Origin of the sequence: Cellulosilyticum lentocellum DSM 5427, from assembly GCF_000178835.2 — a bacterium.
Lineage (GTDB): Bacteria > Bacillota > Clostridia > Lachnospirales > Cellulosilyticaceae > Cellulosilyticum > Cellulosilyticum lentocellum.
The window spans coordinates 1946696-1969852 of record NC_015275.1 but is presented as its reverse complement, the minus strand read 5'-3'; the positions used below and the strand labels follow the sequence as shown (position 1 = coordinate 1969852).

Annotated in this window: 27 protein-coding genes; all 27 read right to left on the bottom strand. The window is 35.3% G+C overall.

Annotation, left to right across the window (positions count from 1 at the left end; translation table 11 throughout):
- Positions 1–3: 3 nt before the first annotated feature.
- Positions 4–861 (bottom strand): NAD(+)/NADH kinase, encoded by an 858-nt coding sequence (locus tag CLOLE_RS08915; protein ID WP_013656773.1) that lies wholly within the window; start codon positions 859–861, stop codon positions 4–6.
- Between the two features lie 13 nt (positions 862–874).
- Positions 875–1762, bottom strand: coding sequence for a TlyA family RNA methyltransferase (locus CLOLE_RS08910; protein ID WP_013656772.1), 888 nt, complete (start codon positions 1760–1762; stop codon positions 875–877).
- Between the two features lie 24 nt (positions 1763–1786).
- Positions 1787–3649: a 1-deoxy-D-xylulose-5-phosphate synthase gene (gene dxs, locus CLOLE_RS08905; protein ID WP_013656771.1), complete on the bottom strand. Its 1863-nt coding sequence runs from the start codon at positions 3647–3649 to the stop codon at positions 1787–1789.
- 104 nt (positions 3650–3753) lie between these two features.
- Positions 3754–4329, bottom strand: a complete 576-nt coding sequence (locus tag CLOLE_RS08900) for a hypothetical protein (protein ID WP_013656770.1) — start codon at positions 4327–4329, stop codon at positions 3754–3756.
- A gap of 719 nt (positions 4330–5048) precedes the next feature.
- Positions 5049–5495 carry a divergent PAP2 family protein gene (locus CLOLE_RS08895; RefSeq protein WP_013656769.1) on the bottom strand — a complete coding sequence of 149 codons (447 nt, stop codon included), beginning with the start codon at positions 5493–5495 and terminating at the stop codon, positions 5049–5051.
- Between the two features lie 10 nt (positions 5496–5505).
- Positions 5506–6381: a polyprenyl synthetase family protein gene (locus CLOLE_RS08890; protein ID WP_013656768.1), complete on the bottom strand. Its 876-nt coding sequence runs from the start codon at positions 6379–6381 to the stop codon at positions 5506–5508.
- Positions 6381–6605, bottom strand: a complete 225-nt coding sequence (gene xseB, locus CLOLE_RS08885; protein ID WP_013656767.1) for an exodeoxyribonuclease VII small subunit — start codon at positions 6603–6605, stop codon at positions 6381–6383. The genes CLOLE_RS08890 and xseB overlap by 1 nt, the downstream gene beginning before the upstream one ends.
- Positions 6577–7806: an exodeoxyribonuclease VII large subunit gene (xseA, locus tag CLOLE_RS08880; RefSeq protein WP_013656766.1), complete on the bottom strand. Its 1230-nt coding sequence runs from the start codon at positions 7804–7806 to the stop codon at positions 6577–6579. Before xseA ends, xseB begins: the two co-directional genes overlap by 29 nt.
- A 3-nt stretch (positions 7807–7809) precedes the next feature.
- Positions 7810–8229 carry a transcription antitermination factor NusB gene (nusB, locus tag CLOLE_RS08875; protein ID WP_013656765.1) on the bottom strand — a complete coding sequence of 140 codons (420 nt, stop codon included), beginning with the start codon at positions 8227–8229 and terminating at the stop codon, positions 7810–7812.
- Positions 8230–8288: 59 nt separating this feature from the next.
- The gene (locus CLOLE_RS08870; RefSeq protein WP_013656764.1) at positions 8289–8672 is read right to left on the bottom strand and encodes an Asp23/Gls24 family envelope stress response protein; all 384 of its coding nucleotides are present in this window, start codon (positions 8670–8672) and stop codon (positions 8289–8291) included.
- Positions 8673–8867: 195 nt separating this feature from the next.
- Positions 8868–9626: a SpoIIIAH-like family protein gene (locus CLOLE_RS08865; RefSeq protein WP_013656763.1), complete on the bottom strand. Its 759-nt coding sequence runs from the start codon at positions 9624–9626 to the stop codon at positions 8868–8870.
- Positions 9627–9636: 10 nt separating this feature from the next.
- Entirely contained in the window at positions 9637–10191 is a 555-nt protein-coding gene (locus CLOLE_RS08860; RefSeq protein WP_013656762.1) for a stage III sporulation protein AG, read from the bottom strand.
- Between the two features lie 12 nt (positions 10192–10203).
- Positions 10204–10758: a stage III sporulation protein AF gene (locus CLOLE_RS08855; RefSeq protein WP_013656761.1), complete on the bottom strand. Its 555-nt coding sequence runs from the start codon at positions 10756–10758 to the stop codon at positions 10204–10206.
- A gap of 10 nt (positions 10759–10768) precedes the next feature.
- Positions 10769–11938, bottom strand: a complete 1170-nt coding sequence (locus CLOLE_RS08850) for a stage III sporulation protein AE (RefSeq protein WP_013656760.1) — start codon at positions 11936–11938, stop codon at positions 10769–10771.
- A gap of 17 nt (positions 11939–11955) precedes the next feature.
- On the bottom strand, positions 11956–12348 hold the full coding sequence (spoIIIAD, locus tag CLOLE_RS08845; protein ID WP_013656759.1) for a stage III sporulation protein AD: 393 nt from the start codon (positions 12346–12348) through the stop codon (positions 11956–11958).
- Positions 12349–12360: 12 nt separating this feature from the next.
- On the bottom strand, positions 12361–12555 hold the full coding sequence (locus CLOLE_RS08840; protein ID WP_013656758.1) for a stage III sporulation AC/AD family protein: 195 nt from the start codon (positions 12553–12555) through the stop codon (positions 12361–12363).
- A gap of 10 nt (positions 12556–12565) precedes the next feature.
- A complete protein-coding gene (locus CLOLE_RS08835; protein WP_013656757.1) occupies positions 12566–13087 on the bottom strand; it encodes a stage III sporulation protein AB in 522 nt (173 codons plus the stop codon).
- A 10-nt stretch (positions 13088–13097) separates the two neighbouring features.
- Positions 13098–14042 (bottom strand): stage III sporulation protein AA, encoded by a 945-nt coding sequence (gene spoIIIAA, locus CLOLE_RS08830; RefSeq protein WP_013656756.1) that lies wholly within the window; start codon positions 14040–14042, stop codon positions 13098–13100.
- A gap of 128 nt (positions 14043–14170) precedes the next feature.
- Positions 14171–14728, bottom strand: a complete 558-nt coding sequence (efp, locus tag CLOLE_RS08825; RefSeq protein ID WP_013656755.1) for an elongation factor P — start codon at positions 14726–14728, stop codon at positions 14171–14173.
- 73 nt (positions 14729–14801) lie between these two features.
- Positions 14802–15884: a M24 family metallopeptidase gene (locus CLOLE_RS08820; RefSeq protein WP_013656754.1), complete on the bottom strand. Its 1083-nt coding sequence runs from the start codon at positions 15882–15884 to the stop codon at positions 14802–14804.
- 54 nt (positions 15885–15938) lie between these two features.
- Positions 15939–16475, bottom strand: a complete 537-nt coding sequence (locus CLOLE_RS08815; RefSeq protein WP_013656753.1) for a shikimate kinase — start codon at positions 16473–16475, stop codon at positions 15939–15941.
- A 52-nt stretch (positions 16476–16527) separates the two neighbouring features.
- The gene (locus CLOLE_RS21810) at positions 16528–16938 is read right to left on the bottom strand and encodes a type II secretion system protein (RefSeq protein WP_013656752.1); all 411 of its coding nucleotides are present in this window, start codon (positions 16936–16938) and stop codon (positions 16528–16530) included.
- A gap of 30 nt (positions 16939–16968) precedes the next feature.
- A complete protein-coding gene (locus CLOLE_RS08805; protein WP_013656751.1) occupies positions 16969–17403 on the bottom strand; it encodes a prepilin-type N-terminal cleavage/methylation domain-containing protein in 435 nt (144 codons plus the stop codon).
- A 60-nt stretch (positions 17404–17463) separates the two neighbouring features.
- On the bottom strand, positions 17464–17985 hold the full coding sequence (locus tag CLOLE_RS08800; RefSeq protein WP_013656750.1) for a YqeG family HAD IIIA-type phosphatase: 522 nt from the start codon (positions 17983–17985) through the stop codon (positions 17464–17466).
- A 52-nt stretch (positions 17986–18037) separates the two neighbouring features.
- Complete coding sequence (locus tag CLOLE_RS08795; protein WP_013656749.1) at positions 18038–19399, bottom strand: hypothetical protein; 1362 nt, start codon at positions 19397–19399, stop codon at positions 18038–18040.
- Positions 19400–19417: 18 nt separating this feature from the next.
- A complete protein-coding gene (locus tag CLOLE_RS08790) occupies positions 19418–21919 on the bottom strand; it encodes a pilus assembly PilX N-terminal domain-containing protein (protein WP_013656748.1) in 2502 nt (833 codons plus the stop codon).
- Between the two features lie 4 nt (positions 21920–21923).
- Positions 21924–23150, bottom strand: a complete 1227-nt coding sequence (locus CLOLE_RS08785; protein ID WP_013656747.1) for a type IV pilus modification PilV family protein — start codon at positions 23148–23150, stop codon at positions 21924–21926.
- Positions 23151–23157 lie beyond the last annotated feature (7 nt).

The following is a 23157-nucleotide window of genomic DNA, read 5'->3' as shown; positions in this document are numbered from 1 at the left end:
TACCTATCTTCTCCTCTCTACGATTTTCTCTCGTAATATATCAAAAAATTTACGTTCAGACAATTTGATGAGCTTAGTGACTTGTGTTGCTCTTTCAATGTGCACCACATGTTGCGGTGTTAAGTACATTTTCAGCCTACCATCGATGCTAAGTGCCATATCCTTCGCTTCCTCTAATGTTGCAATCTGAATTGTATCATGATCCGAAAGAATAATAGATTTAGCATATAGGGTATGTGGACAGATAGGGGTTACCACATAAGTATTAGCATGAGGTACTAGAATTGGTCCCCCAGCAGAAAGATTATAAGCAGTAGAGCCTGTAGGTGATGATACAATCATACCGTCAGCAGGATAAACATCACACAATTCGTTATTAATACGAATTTCAAACTCCACTAAACGCGCAAAACTCCCTCTTGTTACATTAATATCGTTTAAAGCATGAAAAACATATTTTTCATCCTCTGGGCTTATAATAGTTGCTTTAAGCATCATACGCTCTTCTATTTCGTAAACCCCTTCTAAGAGCTTTTGCAATGACACTTCTATTTCTTGCGGTTCTATGTCTGCTAAAAATCCAAGACGTCCTAGGTTTACCCCTACAATAGGTATGTCTTTTATACTGGCAGCTTCTGCTACGCTTAAAATAGTACCATCTCCACCAATAACAATTAAGCTATCACAAATTTCATAAAGCTCTTTTTCACTTACAGCAATTGTATGTGCTTGTATATGCTCTGCTATATCCGGTGTTGTATATGCTGATAAATTACTTTTATTAAACCATGTTGCAATACGCTCCGTTACTTTTAAATCAGTATCCTTCAACCTATTAGGAATAATGCCTATATGCTTCATCCTATCCCCCCATTTATAAGCATTCATGCGATGCTTGTACTGTCTTCTTAATAATCCCTTCCTGATCTATTAATAAATCTTCACCTTGCTTTTTTAGGTGAATGAGATATTCGATATTACCTTCCGGTCCCTTAATAGGTGAAAAATCAAGACCTCTTATACCAAACCCCAGACTTTTACTATAGTTCCATACATGATGAATGACTTCTTCATGTACTTTAGCTTTTCGAACAACACCATGCTTTTCTACCTGTTCTCTGCCTGCTTCAAACTGAGGTTTTATGAGTGCCACAATTTCTGCTTCATCTTGCAATAAAGCTGTAATAGGTTCTAAAACTTTCGTTAATGAAATAAAGGAAACATCAATTGAACAAAAATCCACTTTTTCCTCTAAGCGCTCTCTAGTGAGATAACGAATATTCGTTTTCTCCATGCAAATGACTCTAGGGTCTTGTCTAAGCTTCCATGCAAACTGACCATAACCCACATCTACAGAATACACTTTTATAGCACCATTTTGTAACATACAATCTGTAAAGCCTCCTGTAGAAGCACCTACATCCATACATACTTTGCCTTTTAGAAGAGGATTAAAGCTTGTCATGGCCTTTTCTAACTTAAATCCACCTCGACTCACGTATTTCATCTTTTCTCTCACTTCTATAGTACTACTACGTTTAACTTTAAGACCAGGTTTATCTTCTCTTTGACCATTAACAAAAACGACACCTGCCATGATATAAGCTTTAGCACGTTCTCTTGACTCAGCTAGTTGTCTTTCTGCAATAAGTACATCTAATCTTTCCTTACTGTCTAAAAGCTTTTGGTCAATGACTACCTCTACAGTCTCAGCACTTAATGCTTCTTCTAGTGCTTTTTGTTCTCTTTCTTTTCCTTCCATCTATCTGCTCTCTTTCCCTTGTCATCATTTTAAATCATTTAAAATACGCTCACTAATTCCTTTGGCATCTAACTTTTCTCTTTCAAACAAAGCACTAACCTTACCATGAGGTACTAAACCACTTTCATGTGCAAAGCAGTGTCCCTTCACAGCTTTACTTGATAAAGCAAGTGTTGCAAATACTTTTTCACCAAAACCACCTTGTATTATACCATCTTCAAGTGTAAAGAGATAGTCATAGTCTTCAGCTAAAGCAACTATTTCTTCTTTTGGAAGTGGCTGAATACAAGGTGCTTCTATAACTGCCAGCTCTACTCCCTGCATACTTAGTAGCTCTTTTACTTGTAAAGCGACTTCTACCATACGCCCTACAGCTAAGATAGCCATATTATTGCCTGCTTTTAAAGTTTTAAAACCAGTTGACGTATAATCATTAAAATACACTTGTTCTATGCAATTGCCACCTCTTGGATAACGAATAGCAACTGGCCCTTTAACATTTAAAGCGTATTTCATAGCTGCTGCCATTTCTCCTGGTGCCTTAGGCGCCAAAATAGTCATATTTGGCATACTGCTTAAAAATGCCATATCATAAAGACCATGATGCGTAGGTCCATCTTCACCTACTAATCCAGCTCTATCTACAGCAAAAATAACCGGTAAATTTTGAAGACAAACATCATGAAGAATTTGGTCATAAGCGCGCTGTAAAAATGAGGAGTACACAGCTACTACTGGCTTGTAACCTTCTGTTGCTAACCCTGCCGCAAAGGTGACAGCATGTTGCTCCGCAATACCCACGTCAAAGAAACGCTTTGGGTGAACCTTTGCAAAAGGTAATAAGCCTGTTCCCTCTGGCATAGCAGCTGTGATACCCACTAGCTTTTCTTCTTGATGTGCTAAATCCACCATAGCCTCACCAAAAGCTTCTGAAAATGTATAGTCTCCTGTTTTGCTAGCACCTTCACCGGTAGCAATACAAAACGGACCTACCCCATGATAGTAGCTAGGTTTACGTTCAGCAGCCAAATAACCTTTTCCTTTTTTTGTCTTCACATGAATCAGTAATGGCCCTTTCATTGCTTTTGCATTTTCAAATAAATCTATAAGTTCAGGTAACTTTTGCCCATCAACTGGACCAATATAAGTAAAACCTAATTGCTCAAATAGTGTATTTTGCATGACAAAGCTCTTCACACTTTCTTTAGTACGCTTAATAGTACTTACCATATGCTCACCTACTAAAGGTACCTTGTGAAGAACATCTTCTACATCTTCTTTTGCCTTTAAATAGTCTTGACTTGAACGTAATTTATTAAGATACTTACCAATTCCTCCCACATTTTTAGAAATGGACATTTCATTATCATTTAAAACGACAATTAAATTTGTATTTCCTCTACCTGCATTATTAAGTGCTTCAAAAGCCATCCCCCCTGTTAAAGCACCATCTCCAATAACAGCAACAACTTTATAATCCTCACCTTTTAAATCCCTAGCTTTGGCCATACCTAACGCTGCTGAAATAGAAGTTGAACTATGTCCTGTTTCAAATACGTCATGTGGACTTTCAACACGTTTTGGAAAGCCACTCATACCATCTAATTGACGTAAAGTCCTAAAACCTTTTCTTCTTCCTGTTAAAAGCTTATGTACATAAGCTTGATGTCCTACATCCCAGATCAACTTATCTTTAGGAGATTCAAATACATAGTGAAGTGCAATAGTAAGTTCTACCACTCCTAAATTAGAGGCTAAATGTCCTCCTGTTTGAGAAAGTGATTGAATTAAAAAGCTTCGTATATCTTGAGCTAATTCTCCTAATTCATCTGTATTTAATTTTTTTACATCTTCTGGACTATGAATAGTCTTTAATGTGTCTAACATTGATTTTGCCTCTTTCTTTACGAAATCCTATCTGATTTTTTTCATTAAATATACCCATCAAGCTTGTTTATTTAATAAAAAAGACAATCCAAGCAGATTGCCATTTACTTCTTTGTTCTTTTAAATAACTGTTTTGTATAGTACATTACAACGCCAGTATAATACACAATATATCTAGCTCTTGCAATAGCAAATCCTTTACCTAATGCTTTTCCCCCAACAGTAAGTGCTGCTACAAAGCCACTCATGGCAATAGATAACAAAATGGATTTAATACCAAAACCTTTTTCAATTGCTAGTACAATAGCTGTTGCTGTACTGCCGGAAATAATACCAGCTATATCACCAATGACATCATTGAATAGATTGGCTACCATAGGTGCATTACGAATTAAAGTAATACTTTCTTTGGCTCCCTTTACTTTAGAAGCTGCCATAGAATGAAAAGTCGTTTCATCTACTGCTACTACAGCATTACCAATTCCATCAAAAAAAATGCCAATAATAATAATCCCTATGAGCATCAAAAATGCTATTAAAAGAGGTACGTCTGCTAATAAAACCTCAAATATATAACTAAACAACATAGCAATAGTAAAAGTCATACCAATGATAAGTGCTAAAGTCTTTTTACTTTGCTGACGTACTTTTACCATTTTAAATTTAATCTTCTTAGGCATTAAAACTGCTCCTTCATGGTCGACTCATCACCCACTTCTCAAAAATCGAGATGATAGTGTTTGTAAATTTTGTGGCATATAGTCTAGCAGGTTTTCCCAAGTCCCTACTCTTTTGTCGCCAAATGAGCGGTTTCCCTTTAAAAAGACTTCTAAGCCTAGGGCTTAGCGCCAGATCGCCTTAAAAACCACACTGTAATCCAAACACTACCTTTTTCAAACGGTCTAGGAGTTTTCCTCAAACAATCTATAATGTTCCTATCCTCTTTTGCGAATCAGGTTTCTATCCACAATCTAGGAAAGTTCTTCGGCCAAAGAACCCCCTAGTAAATGGATGTCCCCCTTCCTTCACTCAAGGAAGGCTACTCTGCCCACAGCTAACACCGCATGGCAGGTTTCATCCTAAGTCATACATTATCCCCATAGGGATAAGCACAAGCATAGGTCTCCACGGTAAGCGGGTCAACGCCCATATGCCCTTATGGATCGCCCACAAACCTTAACCCCCAGTATCAGCCCACAACGGGGCGTTACAAGCCAACACCAGGAACTTCATCGATATGCCCTTAAACGGATTTTTAGGCCCGTCTTCAAAACACAACAGATTGACTAGAATACCGCATCTCGTTTTTTGAAAAGCGCGTCATCAGTCGCTTTCATTCATTATAACAACGTATACTTTATTTTTCAATCTTATTTCCATTTCATTTCCAAAGCATATTTTACATAAACGATAAAATAGCTATAACAAAACCTAATACACCACCTGCTACTACTTGAAGTGGCGTATGTCCTAATATTTCTTTTAAACGTTCTTCTGGATTTAAATCTGGATTTTCAAGTACTTCGATAATTTGATTAATAACAGCTGCTTGTTTCCCGGCTTCTAAACGTACGTTTGCTGCATCATACATAACCACAAAGCTAACCACAGCTGCAATAGCGAAGTACGTGCTATCATATCCCCATACTTGTCCTGCACTTATGGCCAAACTCATCACAAAAGCACTATGAGAACTAGGCATGCCGCCTGAAGCCCAGAGCTTACTCCAGTCTAAACGATGTTCTTGTAATAAAGTAATAATAACCTTAAATAGCTGTGCAATAAACCAACTTACAATAGCCACCCACAAAATTTTGTTCTGCAAAAGCTGTTCAATAGGATTCATGTGTCCACCCTCAATTTCTTCTCATTATAAGTTGCTGTGCTAAATCCTTTAGTAATTGGGTATCTCCATCTATTTGATCTAGAAGTCCAATTGCTTTTGTGGTTAACTCTTCTGCAATCTCATAACACTTTTCTATGGTATAAAAATTCAAGTACGTATTTTTGTGATTTTTTTCATCACTATTAATAGGTTTACCAAGTTCCTCTATTGTAGAAGTTTGATCTAAGATATCATCTACAATTTGAAAAACTTTACCTATGTATTTACCATACGCCTCTAATAAACTCACTTCTCTAGGTGAACCTCCTCCTAAAATAGCCCCCATTTTTGTGGCAGCCGAAATCAGTGCACCTGTCTTATTTAAATGAATAAGATCTAAAGTGTCTTGATCAATAGCTTTATTCTCACTTTCCATATCTAGGATTTGTCCACCTATCATTCCTGCTGAACCACTAGCCATACTCAGCACATGAATAGCACGTACCTTTTCCATACTATCACTTTTTAGTGCATCTTCTAGCATCAAGCAAAATGCGTCATTTAAAAGCGCATCCCCAGCTAAAATAGCTGTAGCTTCTCCAAATACTTTATGATTTGTAAGCTTGCCCCTGCGATAGTCATCATCATCCATTGCAGGTAAGTCATCATGAATGAGTGAATACGTATGAATCATTTCTATCCCACAAAGATAAGCATCAATTTCTGCTTTGCCACCGACAGCTTCATATGCTAATTGCATTAAGACTGGTCTAATGCGTTTTCCTCCTGCTAATAAACTATAGTTCATAGCTTTATAAAGGTTTTCAAAAGGACCAGCTATGGTCGGAAAAACATGTTCAAGCTTTTCACTTACTTGTTTTGCATAATCAGAAAAAGTCTTTGCCATTAGTCTTCCCCCTCTTCAAGCTTTTTATAATGTGCTTCTTCATACACATATATTTCTTGCTCCGCTTTTTTGAGGACATCCATACAATAAGCAGCTAAATCCATACCTTTTTTATATTCTGCAATACTTTCTTCCAAAGTAATCTCGCCATTTTCTAAACGCTTAACACTTTCTTCTAACTCAGAGATTGCTTTTTCAAAGTTTTTTTCTGCTTTTCTTGCCATTTGAGTTCTCCTTTTCACACACTTTTGCCATAAATGTGCCATCTGTCACTGTAATACTTAATTCATCACCCTCACTAATGTCTGCTACCGATTTAACCAGCTGATTATCCTTCATAGCTAAACTATAACCTCTTTTTAAAGTATTAAGAGGTGATAATTGATCAAGTTTATGAATGGCTAATTCATAACGCCTTTCACTTTTTGTCAAATGATCCTTATAGGCACCACGTAACTGATTACAATAATCTTCTACTTCTTGCATCCTTACTTTATAAAAGGTATCTTTTTTAGCGTAAACTGGACGGCTTAATAAGTAGGTTAATTGATTTCTTGCTGCTTTTGTTCGTTCCTCCATTCGCTTTTTTAATGAACGCTCGTAGCTGCCAAGCAATTCTAGAAGTTCACTTTTAGAAGGAACCACCATTTCTGCCGCAGCAGAAGGTGTGGCAGCTCTTTTGTCACTTACAAAATCTGAAATAGTAAAATCTATCTCATGACCTACAGCCGAAACAATAGGGATTTTTGACTCAAAAATAGCTCTTGCCACAGCTTCTTCATTAAATGCCCATAAGTCTTCTATGGAACCACCACCACGGCCAAGTATAATAACATCTACTCTTTTTTCCTCATTTGCTAACCTAATAGCTGCCACAATTTCAGGAACAGCTAATTCACCTTGTACATGGGTAGGATAAATGGTTAATGGAATGCTGGGATTTCTTCTTTTTGCAACTTGCATAATATCTTTTACCGCTGCACCTGTTAAAGAAGTAATGACACCTACATGCTTAGGAAACGTAGGGATAGACTTTTTATAGGTGTCATCAAAAAGGCCTTCTTGCATCAGCTGTGCTTTTAGGCGCTCAAAACGCTCATACAGTAGTCCCTTTCCTTGCTTTTCCACATCCTGCACATAAGCTTGATAAGCTCCCGTTTTTTCATAGATGGTAATGCGTACCCTAGCATAGATTTTCATACCTTCTTCTAGTCTAAATGTTAAACGTCTTACATCTCGCTCAAACATAACAGCATTAATGCTTGCTTTAGGATCCTTAATTGTAAAATACACATGGCCAGACTGATGGTATTTGCAATTAGAGATTTCACCTTGTATCCAAATATCATTTAACATGTAGTCTTCCTCAATAAGCCTACTTACATATTGATTCACTTCCCACACCGATACAATTTTTCTCTTCATTATTTACGCCTCATTTGCCTGAGTTACACTTCCTAGAACACCATTAATAAATTTAGGTGACTTATCCGTACTATAAATCTTTGCAATCTCTACTGCTTCATTAACAGCTACCTTAACAGGGACATCTGTATATTGCAGCTCAAAAATAGCTAAACGCAAAATACTAAGGTCAACTTTAGCAATTCGAGCCATTGACCAATTTTTAGCTGCTCCCGCAATAAGTGCATCTATTTCTTTGACGTGCTCATAAACACCAAAATAAGTGTCCTCAATAAACTTTACAATGGCTTTGTTAGCACTTTTTTCTTTGCTGTCCATCGCATTTAACTGGTCGTATAAAATACGTTCTCTCTCCTCTTCTGGATGAAAAGTTCCCTCATATAGCATTTGCATAATGAGCTCTCTTGCATTACGTCTAGTCATTTTGTCCTCCTTATGAATAAAGCTAACCTCCGAGTGGAAGTCAGCTAACGTTACATGTTTTATGCTTCTTGTCCTTTGTCAAATTGTACGCCTACAACATGAACATTAACAGAAGCTACATTTAATCCAGTCATTGTTTCTACTGAATTTTTAACTTTTTGTTGTACTTCTAAACATAGTTTTTGAATTTTTGCGCCATATTTTACAATCACCGCAATATCAATGAAAACTTCTTCTTCTCCTACTTCTATTTTAACACCTTTTGGTTTTTTCTTACTACTAATAGCTTGTTGTACAAACTCTGCTTTAGTAGGAGCCGTAGCTTCAACACCATCTACCTCTAAAGTTGCGATTTCTGCGATTACTGCAATAACATCATCAGCAATTTGAACTTGATCCATATCATGAGTGGTTTCTAACCCAATAATTTTTTGCTCGTCCATATTTAAATACCTCCTATAGGTTATCATCTATCTTATGGTCTTATTATATACAAAAATGCCATAGCTTGCAATTTTATTTTATTTCTTCAGTAACAAATAGGAAAATATAGGAAAAGGCACTTGTTTCTTATTAACAAGTGCCTTTTTATAGTATGCTATTTTTCAAATTTATCAACTAGATAAAGTAATGATGCATTATTTTTTAGCAATCCCATTTAGTGGTGTAATATTGATTTTACCTACACTATAACCTGTTTTGCGGTTAACGATCTCTTCAATTTGTGCAATATCTGTATCAGAAAGTTCTGCTTTATTAACCACTACATCCACAGTATCATCATCAATTCTTACATATACTTCTTGGAATCCTTTAGCACGAAGAAGTGCTTCTGCACTACTTTCCTTTTCAATTCTCTCTTGAATTTGTAAGAGATTAGCCGCTGCTTTTGATTTGCTATCTTGGTCAAGATTTTCATTAGCTACATATTGACTCAACTGTTCAATTTGGGCAGCACGGCTTTGTTCTCTTAAAAGTTTTTCTTCCGCAAAATAATTGACATCTAAATTCTTGCTAGCTGCTACATTGGCTGTATCTGTTAATTCTTCTGCTTTTTTAGTGATAATAGCTGTGAAGCTGTCACTTGTATTGGCATCAGCTGTTGTCAGTTGTGCTTCTTCACTTGGAACAGCAATTTCTTCTGTATGAGCTACTGGTTGTTTATTCTCAACTGTTTGATCATTAGTTGCTACTACTTGACTATTAGTACTTGCGGTTTCATCATAACCAGAGAATAAATCTGTTTCCTCTGCTGTGTTATCTCCTGTAATACTACTATCAGCTACATAATTGCCATCTTTCACATTAGGTGCCTGCTGCGTATTAAGATAAGCTGCAATTGCAATCATAAAAACTAGGACAGTAATAATAACTTGATTTCTTTTTAAATTAAACATATGAATCCTCCTATTTTCTTTTTTCAACTGAGATTTTATGTACTGGAACATCTAAGAGTGAGGCAACAGCATTTGTAACACTTTCTTTTACCCCACTATCACCTGCTCCTTGCGCTAATATAAGTACGCCTTTTATAACAGGTGCATTTTGCTTAACGATATACGGCGTATTGTTATTTTGAAGCACAACTTGACGAGTGGTGTTATTAGTGTCACTTACCCTTGTGCCTCCTGCCTGATCTTTTTCCTCCGTGCGCTGCACATTAGTAGTTGTATCCTCGGCTAAGACTTTTTCTTCATTAGAAACAATGGTAACCATCACATTAACTTCACCAACCCCCTCCATCTTTGATAATATGCTTGCAAGCTTTTTTTCTAATGCATCTTCATAGCTTTGACTTTCCTTAATTGTTGTTTGCCTGACTACTGTTTGCGTTTGACTTCCCTTGGAGCTTCCCATAGGCCAAAAGGTAATCCCTAGTACCAGTAAAACGAGCCCTATGATGAGCCACATATACTTGCTGTTTTTACCTTCTTTTGCCCACTTTGCAAATTTCTCTGACATGCTTTCCCTCCTTTAATTCTTTTGTACTGTAATATGTATATTACAGACTTGTACATTATAGAAGTCTCTGAGACAAGTTTTTATTTTATTTTTTAAATTTTCTTCATCACCATCTAAGGTATCGCTTTTGTTTCCAATATGAATCGTTCCAATATGTATCTTTCCACTTCTATTTTTCCCCACTGTTAAAGTAATCTCCTCTAATTCATTACCTTCATAACTTAAGCTAATAGCCTGAACTTTCACATCAAACTCTTTTTCTACTGTACTTCTAATGCCTTCCTCGTAATAACGCTTAAGCACTTGTTGCTGACTTTCAAGTTGATTGTTATATTCTAATAAAGCAGTTTCTCCTCCACTTAGTCGTGCCTCGTAATATTTAACATAGTCATCATAACTGTTATGTCCTCCTTTTACTAAACCTATAATCGGCTGCAACATGGTATAAATTAAAATGCAGCCTAGTATCAATTTAATATATTTACGATACGCTGAGTCTGGAAAAATCATTTCTATAATAATGACAAAAAGCATCATCCAAATAAGCATTTGTAAATAGCCTCTCATTGTTTTCCTCCTACGTTACATTTAACCCTACGCTCATACAGATTGCTAAACTACATACACACAAAAGAGCTACAATTCCTACAGCACTCATAATAAACTCACAGCCTTTGCCTAACTTATGTGCAATACTGGCCATCTTCTTATCTCCAATAGGTTCAATAAGTGCACCTGCTATCTGATAAACAACAACATATGAGAAGATCTTAATAAGTGGAACACTTACTAAGAGAAGCAGCCATATAATAACACCTGCGGAAAATGTATTTTTGATAAGTCCTGAGCAACTCATTAAAAAATCTGCTGCACCCCCTACGGCATTTCCTACTACTGGAATAAAAGCTGTAGAAAACTTCAATGCAGCTTTTTTCACCGTAACATCTGCATACGGCAGCGTCATACGATAAATACTTAAAATACTTACACTTAAAACGAGTAGTCCTCTTAAAGTCCACTTGATACCTTTATAAAAAAGTTTAATAAACTGATCTACTTTAAATTCTTCACTCATGCTGCTCACTATTTCTAAGACTATTACCCAAATAATACAAGGTAGTACAATAACACGAATCACATAAGTCGTTAAACTTAAAGCAGTAATAATAACGGGTGCCATAGCTGCTGCTGAAACCGCATAACCTGTAGTCGTCATAAAAGCAAGTAATGTCGGAATGCATATATACATCAGCTTTAACACTTGATCTATTGTCTGCTGTGCTAGCTGAATCATCACCACAAAGCTTTGAACAACACTGAGTAAAATAGCCATATAGCATACAAAAAAGCCTATTTTCATAGTATCCTTAGATTGAAAAGAACTACTCAAGGTCTGAAGAAGATTACACAAAAGCACAATGAGAATAAACCTTGCACCTAGTTGAAGAAATAAAGCAATCTCTCCCAAAAACAGATTACCCATTTGTTTTAAAATATAGTTTATGGATAAGTCTGCCTTACCACTTACCAGGTTCGTTACTTCTTGCTTTAAACTAAATTGTTTTAATTGAGGTGCCTCTGCTTTCAGCTCACTTTCTAATTGTTCGATAGCATTCCAGTCAAATAAGTTAATACCATAATGAAGTACTTCCTCTTCATTGATTTCTTCTGCCTTTAAAGTAATGCCGAAGATGATAAAGGCGATCAGTACAATACATACTTTAAGCAAGATTTTCTTTGGTCTCATTTTCCTCCCCCTCGCTTTTAAATCAAATCTGTAATCAATTCTATTAGAGCTAGAATAACGGGAGAAGCAATGACAAAAATCATTACTTTTCCTGCTAATTGAACTTTACTGCCAATAGCTTTTTCTCCTGCATCCTCACAAAGCTGTGCTCCAAATTCAGCTAAATAGGCAATGCCAACTACTTTAAGTACAATATTAAGATAGGTATTATCCATATTCATTTTATTCGCTAAATCTCGTACCACCATAAATACACTGTCTAGCTGACTCACAATAAATATCATAAGTATGGTTACCGCAGCTATACGAATTAAATTACCATACATTTTACTGTAGCCATCATAATAACTTACTAATCCAATGAGTAACGTAGCTGTTAGTCCAAAAGCAACTAATTTAAGGATGTCCATCATCACTCCTCCTTAGCGCGCAAAGGTTTGTACCACTTGAAAAAATTGCTGAATGTATTGCATCACAATAAATAAACCCATAATGACACCTACTACAGATATAGGAAATTTCCACTCTTTTGCATCTGCTTTATCAAGTAGAATATTAATCACTGTGATACAAATGCCTAGTCCTGCTAATTTAAAAATAATAGTAAAATCTATCATTTGCTTCCTCCTATAATAAAAAGATACTTAAACCAAGTCCTACTAAAACGCCTAAAGATCTATTGAGCTTGCTTGTTTTTTGATACTTTTCTTTAGCTTCTTTTGTACTTTGTCGTAATTGTTCTAAAACCATCTCAATATTTCGCTTCTCCATATTTTTGTCTAAATACCCACAAGCTCCCCCAAAACTATACAGTAATTTATAATCCTCAGCTTGTAAGTGAAATGCTTGCTTTTGGGCATTAATAGCGTTTTCCCACATTTCTTCTACTCTTACACTCTCTTTATCTTCTAAACTTTTCGCAAAGCCCATCATGACCGCGTCTATGCTTTTGTTGTTTGTTCTCTTCCCTACTATTAAGCACGCCTCTTTTAAAGGCGTAAGCCTGTAGTCAATTTCAGCTTTTAAAAGTTCAAACAAATAGATAAATTTTCCAAGCTCTTCTATACGCTTTTTTTGATCCTCATCTAACCAAATACCGCCTAATATACACCCTATTAATACAAGACCAATAGCTAATAGTTTCATCATTACACTCCTCCTATCCCAGTAGACTAATACCCCTTATGCCATCTCTAATAGTCTCTATGGTACAAGGCCCTTGTTTATGTGATAAAACAATGAGACGTTCAAATAGCCCCTTCTCTAAGAGTTCTTTCAGAATAGGTCTCCTTAAGCAGTCCTCTATATTTTTACCATGCACAGTGCATAACAGGCTCACACCTACATTTAAAATCTCTTCTAATGCTGTACAATCATCAGCTTTACCAATTTCATCTACAGCTATTACCTGTGGTGCCATTGACCTAAGAAGCATTCGCATGCCTTCCACCTTTGGACAACCATCTAAGACATCTGTTCTACTTCCCATCCTATTTTGAGGTACGCCTTGATAACAAGCTGCAATTTCTGATCTCTCATCTACAACCCCTACCGTATAAGGTCCATAACCACAAAAACCTTCACTTAAATAACGAATCATATCTCTAAGAAGTGTTGTTTTTCCACAACCTGGTGGAGAAATAATGAGTGTATGATACACCTTGTCCCTACTTAAAATATAAGGCATTACTTTTTGGCTACACCCTATCACTTCATGGGCAATACGAATATTCATACCACTTATGTATTTAAGGGTTTTTATATGACTCTGCTCCAGTACAGCTTTACCTACCAGTCCAACACGATGTCCTCCCTCTAAAGTAATAAACCCTTGCCTTACTTCATCCTCCAAAGCATAAAGAGAAAAATCACTCATGCAATGTAAAACATCTGTTATATCCTGAGGTAATAAGGCTAAACTCTCTCTAACATGACATAGTCCCTCCTCATTAATTCCCCATTCTTCCCCATTCATTTTAAGTAGAATAGGACCCCCTGCTCTTAATCTAATTTCTTGTAAAGACTCATAGCTGGTTTTACTTAGTTTTTGCATGGGTAATTTAATGCTTCTTGGTAAAACTTTTAATAAGTTTTCCTGGTTCATATGATTCCTCCTTTGTATATGGATTAATTTAATATATTCAAAAGAAGGACGAGTTAGAACCTAAAAATGGCACAAAAAAATGCTCCTCTTAGGACTTTCCCTAGAGAAGCATTTTGCAAGGTTAGAGATTATGCTCTACCTGTATATTCACCTGTACGTGTATCAATTCTAATCACTTCACCTTGTTCGATGAATAATGGTACCATTACTTTTGCACCAGTTTCAAGAATAGCAGGCTTTGTAGCACCTTGTGCTGTATCACCTTTAATACCTGGTTCTGATTCAACGATTTGAAGCTCTACTGAAAGTGGAGGCTCAATAGCAAATACTGATCCTTGGTGAGAAGCTACTTTTACCATTTCGTTTTCTTTAACAAATTTTAAGCTATCACCAACTGTTGAAGCGTTAACAGCGATTTGATCATATGTGTTAACATCCATGAAGTGGAATAACTCACCATCTGAATAAAGATATTGCATATCTTTACGTTCAATATGCGCTTTAGGTACCTTTTCACTTGGACGGAAAGTTCTTTCTACTACCCCACCAGTTTTGATATTTTTTATTTTACAACGAACGAAAGCCGCACCTTTACCTGGTTTTACATGTTGGAATTCAATAATTTGATAAATGTTACCTTCGAATTCGATTGTAACACCATTTCTAAAATCACCTGCTGAAATCATTACATTTCCTCCTAATTATCTTTTCTCATATAGTGTAAACTAGATTTTTAAAATTTTCAACGATTTTTTTGTTTTACTTAATGATAATAAGGTCTTTTGGCGAATAGGTGAAGTTTTCTATGCCACTTTCTGTCACCACAATCATATCCTCAATACGTACCCCTCCAAAACCAGGAAGATAAATCCCTGGCTCCACAGTCATCACCATTCCTGGCTTAATCTCTGTTTGATCAAGCACTGAAAATCTTGGATTCTCGTGAATCTCAATACCAACAGAGTGTCCTAGACCATGTCCAAAGTAATCGCCATAACCAGCCTCTTTAATGATATTTCTAGCAATAGCATCCACTTCGCAGCCTTTCATTCCTACACGAATCCCTTCAAGTGCTGCTTTTTGCGCACGTAGTACTGTTTTATAAATCTTAAGATGCTTTTCGCTCGCTTCTCCTATGACAATAGTACGTGTCATATCTGAACAATACCCTTCATAGATACATCCAAAATCCATGACTACAAAGTCACCAGCTTGAAGCTTTTCTTCTCCAGGATGAGCGTGTGGCAGGGATGATTTAGCACCTGCTGCTACAATAGAAGCAAAAGATAAACCAGAAGCACCATGTCTTCTCATGCTTTGTTCTAGTTGAAGTGTCACTTCATTTTCTGTAAGTCCCTCTTTCCAACGCGCTTCGATAAAAGGGATAACTTCTTTAAAAGCCATGTCTCCAATAGCTTCAGCTTTTCTAAGCTTCTCTAGTTCTTCTTCATCTTTAATTTGCCTTAAGTTTTCTACACTTTTAGTAGTAGGAATCCATTCAAAAGCAGAGTGCTGGCTAAGCTCTAAGTAGCTACTATATGTCACATGTTGGGCTTCAAAGCCTATACGCTTAACACCCTCTTCTTTTGCAATGGCTACTGTTGTGGCTAAAAGACCTTTTTGCCCTTGATCAATGCAGGTGAAATCAGGCGCTTCTTTAGCTACTTGTTCTAGATATCTAAAGTCTGTTACGAGCACCATTTTATTAAAAGAAATGTAAAGCATCGCATTTGAACCCGTAAATCCACTTAAATACTTACGATTTGCTTCACTTCCTATAAGAACGGCATCTAATTTTTCTTTCTTCATGTACTCACGTAATTGTTCTATTCTCTTATTCATGCTGTCATCTTCCTTTTCTTTTTATGTACTTATTTTTAGATTTTAATGAAAAAATCATGCATCCTTTTTGCTACCAAATTCACACAAACCTTCTTTGTCTTTAAGTATTTCTAAAATAGTGTTTACCACTTCTTCAATACTTTTGCCTTCGCCGTTAATAATATACTTGGCAGAAGCTTCGTATAAAGCTTGTCTTTGTATGTAACGCTCTTTAACTGCTTCATAAGTAGAAGCTAAAGGACGCTTTGTGTCTCCAGCAATGCGCTTATATAACGTATCATAATCATAATATAAATAAAAAGTATTTTGTTTTTTCAAAACTTCTCTGTTTTCTGTAGTTACGATAATGCCACCACCAGTAGAAATAACACCTATTTCTTCGTCAAGTGCCTTTTTTAAATAGCTTACTTCTAAATCTCTAAAGTAAGCTTCTCCCTTATTCTCAAATAGATTAGTAATCGTTTCACTACAAGCTTCTTCGATATACTGATCTAAATCAATCCATGAGTAATGAAGTATATTTGCTAAAGCTTTTCCTATCGTAGTCTTACCACTTCCCATAAATCCAATTAAACAAATAGCCTTTTTCATATGTCCACCTCTAGCTCAATTTTATACTTATTCTAGAATATTAAGGAGTAATTTATTGGCTTAACCATTGAGATTTATCCTCTTCATGATTAAATATACTATATTGACTCGGTGTTACCTTAAGCTTAAGTTGACTTTTAGTCGTATCAAAAACAACACTTACTCCCCTTGTTTCTAATTTCAAATCACTGCCTAATAAGTACTTAGGATTTACATAATCTTCTTTAAGTAAGGTACTCATAATATGAGATACCGTAGTTCCAGGCATCTCGTTTCTGTCCGCATAATAAATCTCCATTTGTGTTTGTACAGTTTTCACTGAATCCACATCTGTTCGTAGTCTTGCTCTTACTGTCATTGTATTAAATTGTGGTATTAATACCGCACCTATAATCCCCATAATAGCTATCACCACAATCAGTTCAATCAATGTGAAACCTAATTCATTCCCCAACCTTTTCATATTCCACCTCATTATATGCCTTTCACTTTTTTATAATGCTATATAATATACAGTTGTTTTACCTGTTGCAATTCTTACTGTAATTCGTGCTTGCATGTGAAGCGATGTACAAACTAATGTAATAGTTCCTGTTTTAGGTGATGCCATAGTCCCATAGAACTTAATCCATTTTCCTGTAATAGAATCTGGTATATAAATACCTCTACTAAGTTTAGTCGTATAAATAGGTTTTTCTACTCCTTGTCTTACAAGTACCCGATTAGAAAAACAATAGATATTATATTGTTTTCCCGTAGCAACTGCTGCATCTCTGGCAAAAATAATATCCTTCTCTACTTCCTGAACAAGTTGCATAAAAGCAACTTGTTGTATCAACTTGCTACTTATACTAATCGTACTACCAACTACTCCAACGAGAAGTATCACTACTATCATCTCTACTAAAGTATAGCCTTTAGAGTTCATATTGCCTCCCTACTCAAAATTAAGCCTTATATATGGAAGCTTTAACAAACTCTATCTGTTTCATTCACCTTTGTATTGATTTTGCTCTAAATATTTTTCATATTTACTAATTATTCTACGCTCAACACCTCTTTTTATTTTGGTTTTCCATTCATCCTTATCACTAACTGGCCTAACTAATATTGTTTGAATACCTGCTTTATTTCCACCAAACACATCAGTAAAAATCTGATCTCCTACAATAATAGCTTCATTCTTTTCACATTTCATCATCCTTAAAGCTTTTATAAAATTTCTTGTTAAAGGTTTATGAGATTTATGCAATGCAAATACCTTTAGCTTTTCATTGAATTTAACGACACGATCTTCTGTATTATTAGATACTAGTGTAATTATAAATCCATTTTTTCTTAACATCTCAAAAAAATCTATAATCTTTGTATTAGGTTCAACTTCGTCATATGGAACGAGGGTATTATCTATATCAAAGATAATACCCCTAATTCCATTTTTTTTTAATTGTAGTAAGTCTATTTCATAAATTGATTGAATATATTGGGTAGGATATAATTTTTTAATCATTAATTGCCTCTTCATCTTCTGTTGTTTTCTAGTAGTTTTAATTTGCTTTAAGTTACTGAGCTGGTATAGCTTCTGGTGATGATGCAGTTTCTCCTTCTACTGGTGTTACCTCTTGTGATGTAGTAGGTTCAGCTCCTGGTACTGTATTATATTCTTCTTCGGTGATTTCTTCAATCTTCATAAATTGGATAGCTTCAACTTTATTATCCTCAGTACTTACAAAATACTTATAATTATAATATACTACTGAGTTATCTTTTAGTAAAGCCTTAACAGGAAGAGTTACCACAAAAGTCGGCTGTAACTTGGTACTATAAATACTTGGTGCTATGGACATGGTTTTATCATTTAATGATAGGCTTGTAATATTATCCTTATAAGGATTGATAGTTATGTTAAAGGCTTCCTTATAAGTGGTTTCATCTACTGCTATTTCATTCTCTAAGTCTATATCACGCCAAAATGTTTTTACATAATCAAAATTTGAACCATAGATTTTTTCATAATAATAGTATGTTTCTTTAGGTACTTGCATTAATTTCGTAAAAATCTTATGGAGTAATACATTTTGTTTGTCAGTTACTTCACTATAGTAAGGCACCCTTGTAACATACTCAGTATTAATTATTTTTTGTTTTAAATTAATATCTACTTCAAAAGCTCCTGCTTGCTTCAATCCTTCAACTAAGAAAGTTTTTTCACTTGTATCATCTTTCGTAACCTGCACCCAGTAATGACTTACCAGCTTCATTTGATCCTGTACATTATCTTTATTAGCATAAATATAACTTATTAATTTTGAGCCACCCTCAACTGCTTCTAAGGTTAAACCAGAATTCTTAGCTGTATAATAACCTAATTGATCACTCCAACCATAGTTCTCAGCAAACTCAAAACTTTTCTGAATATCATTATTTGTCGTAACCGCCATCTCATAAACTATGGATTCTCCCATTTGACGGCTAGATTCAATTTCTATTTTTTCTATTTTGCCTGAAGCGTTTACTACATAATCATTAATTAACACTTTTTTAGGTAAATCGAAATCAAGCTTTGTATTTTCATTATCTAACTTTTTTAAAGTATCTTTTGATAAAAAATCACCTATACCATCTTTAATACCTTTTTTATAGGCCTTCAAGTTATCAAAATATCCTGAATAGGAAATTTCATTATTTTGATTAAAAGTCATAAAATCACTTTCCTTATAAGCAAACAGCACGTCAAAAAAGGGTTTGAAATCTTCAGCAGTGAGCTGAGCTATATCTTGCTGAGTTTCCTCAACCGCCTCTGTCTCTACTACTTCTGTAGTAGTTCCAGCTGCATTGGTATCTATAGGTACTTCTTTAGTTTTATTACAGCCTACACTCATTGTTAAAAGTACCATTAAACCAAGGCTTACTATCTTTTTCATTATGTATTCCCCTTTCCATTAATTCTTTTTATAAATCTGTTGAATATTTACTTTAATCTTTTCTGTATCTATCTCTAAATAGGAATCTTTGGTAAAGAATACCTTTCCAACGGAATATTTTACGTTTCCATTATGCTGCTTCATAATACTATTTAAATCTGTATTTCCTGCATAATTGGTTATTTTTAAAGCATCTAAAATGATTCTGTATTGCTTATGATTCTTTACAATCACCTTTAGGAGCATACTTGGATCTGCTTCAATAGTTACATTTCCATTAATACTTAAACCACTATTGCCACCAGTCATAATACTCTCCCGATTAGTACTACTTAGTTCTGGTCCACCAATAATTATACTTCCTTTAATTGTAATGTCCCCATTAATAATAACCTTTCCTTTACTAATGATAATTCCTTCAAAAACATTGCCTCCAGTAGTTGTAAGCGTTAGAGGATTACTCCCCCTATTTACAATAATTGAGGGCCATGGTTTTTCTGCATTTATACCTTCTTTTACATATAAATTACCGATATCAACACTTCCACCATTATCAAATACTTGAATAGGATCTTTATAGGTCCATTCTTTTACTTCTAGCCCACTTAATCCTATTAATGCTTCATCAAATGAGAGAGTGGTTAGCCCACTATTTGCAACTTGTTTATAAAACACGTTTCTTTTAGCCGTCATATATCCCTTTAGGCCCTTATAGTTATTATTTGTACTTCCTAAAATTCTATTATAGGCCCATGCTTTGTCGACAAACTCAGTGTCTCCACTATAAAACTTCGCAATACCTGTATCACTAAAAAGTTCTGCTACACCTGAATAATCTCCAGTAGCTCCAAAATCAGACATTACTTTAGTGGACCCCCCTTGGTAAAAGAATGCAGTTGCAGCAGTTTGTACTGCTCCAAATACTGCTTGACAGGTGGTTGTCGTTCCTGAAGCTGATACTTTGGCTGGCGCATAACTGTTAGCTAAAGCAGTAATAACCTTATTCTTCTGTATATAAGTTTGAAAAGGCCCTGCATCTAAATATTTAGGATTTTCTATAGGATCTTCCGTGTTAGTTTGATAACCTGCCCAAGAAGCTACTCCATTGAAAGGCTCTCCAACACTTTCATATAATTTCATTGGTAAAGTACCTGATTGCAAAGTAATATAGGGCTGACCGGCAACGAAAATACCTCCTGTTGCCGTAATAATAGAGCCTGGTCCTTGTGAGAACACACCACTACTTTGATTAGGATCTGCAACATTGACACCATTAATCGTCTGGGTTTCATTTCCTCCACTTGTGCCAAAAATAACACCCCCAACTGTAATAGGCGAACCATTCACCCAGCGATCAATCATCACATCATTATCTACCATCACATTGTTAGTTACAGATATAGAGGCATTACTTACTTGACCAGACGTACCAAATGGTGATTGATTTGCCCCACCTTCATAATAGTCATCTACAATCCCTACTGTGTTGGCAATTACATCTCCTGTGACAGTGATAGAGCTTCCATTAGCACGTGAACTGCCACCCCACCCATCACTTACCATAACATTACTATGACAATATAGATTACCAGTAACCACTATTTTTCCACCTGTATTAGCAATAACTCCACCATTCTGATCTGGATCTGCAAATGGACTGGTCGTTAAGTCAATCCCTGTTCCTGGTGCAGCATTGGTATAGGTCGTTCCTTTTTTATCCCCTTTTACAAGCATGTCACCTATTACATTTAAGGTATCGGATGTAATCACTACATCTGAAAAACAGGTAAGTGGTGCATCTACAAATTCTGAGGCATGAAATGCCCAACCATATCTTTCATGAATTTGATTATCAAGCGCATCTGGTACATCTATCTTTATTTTTGCTTCTAATTCTTGCCTATCGTAAATAGTCGTGCCATTTTTAGTTTCTGCTGTAACAGTTACCTTAAATTCATTGGGGTTTGCAGGAAGTGGACTTAATTCCTCCATTTTCAAAGTGATGGTCGTCTTATTACCTGCTGTACGATCTCCTTCTACTGTATAAACTAAGTCCTTCCCTACATAATGTTTTTTTACATACTTATAGAGTTCATCTTGCATCGCTAATTTTAATTTGTCTTGCTTGATTCTAATTTTCGGATTTGTTATTTCACTTGTATCATACTCTAAATCCTCATAAATAGTAGAACTTCCTTGAGCTGCCAATATTTTTTCGGCTTTTGATTTACTATTGATTTGTGATATTTGATCGATATACTTGTCATTGACTTCTTTCACTAAATTAGATATTTCTGATTCAAGTGATTTATTGACTGCATCGACTTGTTTCTCAATAGCTGATTCAGCTAAATAATACGTATTACTTGTATTTCTCTCTAATATAGATAGTTTAAACTGCATGCCAGATATATTAATGCAACTTACAACTATGATAGTTAAAACTAAGAGGATAATGGTTGTAATAAGCATAATATTCCCATTTTGTTTATGCTTAGCCTGTTCTCTTCTTCGCTTCATCCTATCACCGCCTTTCATGAGTTGTTACATCATAACTATAAATATCCAGCATTTTCTTTACGACTTTACCTTTTTTACCTGTTACAGGGGCTGTTTCTCTTACAATGACAGCCATAATAAAATTATCATAGGGTTCTATTTCATTAATTCTCTCAATGGTTGTTTTAGCAGTAGAAGTAGGGATAGTTTCTGCAATCACATTATATCGTTTATCCACTGCTGACAGATCCTCTGCTGTGGTTTCCGTTCTCTTGATTCTAATAATTTGATCTACATCCGTATGATTGACAAACTTAAATGTATACTCATCATAAGTTGTTGTAATAGCTAAAGTATCTTTATTTCTTAATAGCTTTGTTAAATCTACCTCTATTATACTTAACGGAGTAGGTGTAGCATTAATTGTCACACCTGTAGGCTTACTAATATCAAATCTATATCCTTTACAAACGCCTTTAACCGTGATTTCACTGGTACTAGGATCACTTAGTTCAATCTTGCTATGTTTAGATGTCTTAGTTACTGCCATAGATTCTGATATATCTATCTTATTAATATCCACAACCTCATAGTTTTTATCTGCAGGTAGTAAATTAACAATATATCTTTCCTCTGCATCTTTAAATGCTTTTAAAATCTCATCACTTATATTAAAGGTCACTGGTAAATTAGGATTTGTATAATCTCCTACATTAAATTTATAGCTCGGAGAAGTATACAACTTTGTGGCAGTTGAAAGTGCCGCCGTATTAACTGTTAATGTCTTTGTTGTAGCATCAATCGGTGCATCATTAATATTCCATAATAATACCTCATAAGCATACTGATCTGTATTGTAAGCTTGATTTAATTCAGCTTCTGTATGACGTAGATAGTCGCTAAGTGTTTCTGTAAAAGCTCTGTCAATAATAGGATTAGTAGGATTCAAGTACTTATTTACAATGTTATCGTAATGATTTTTATCTTCAGTCGATAATGCATTTATTTCTACTTGATTGCCATCTCTTCTCTGCTTTTCAATGATATCCGTTGTTAATTCATTTTTTATTTCTTCTGTTAATTTTTCTGCATTTACGGTTGCTTCATTGATACGTTCTGCCGATACTCTATCCTTAGTTGAACTTGAAAATGAAGCTGTAATAGGTCCTACAACTAAAGCTACAATAAATATACAGATAACAACCTCAGCAAAAGTAAGTCCCTTTTGATTTTTATTTAACGTTTTCACCATCTTTTCA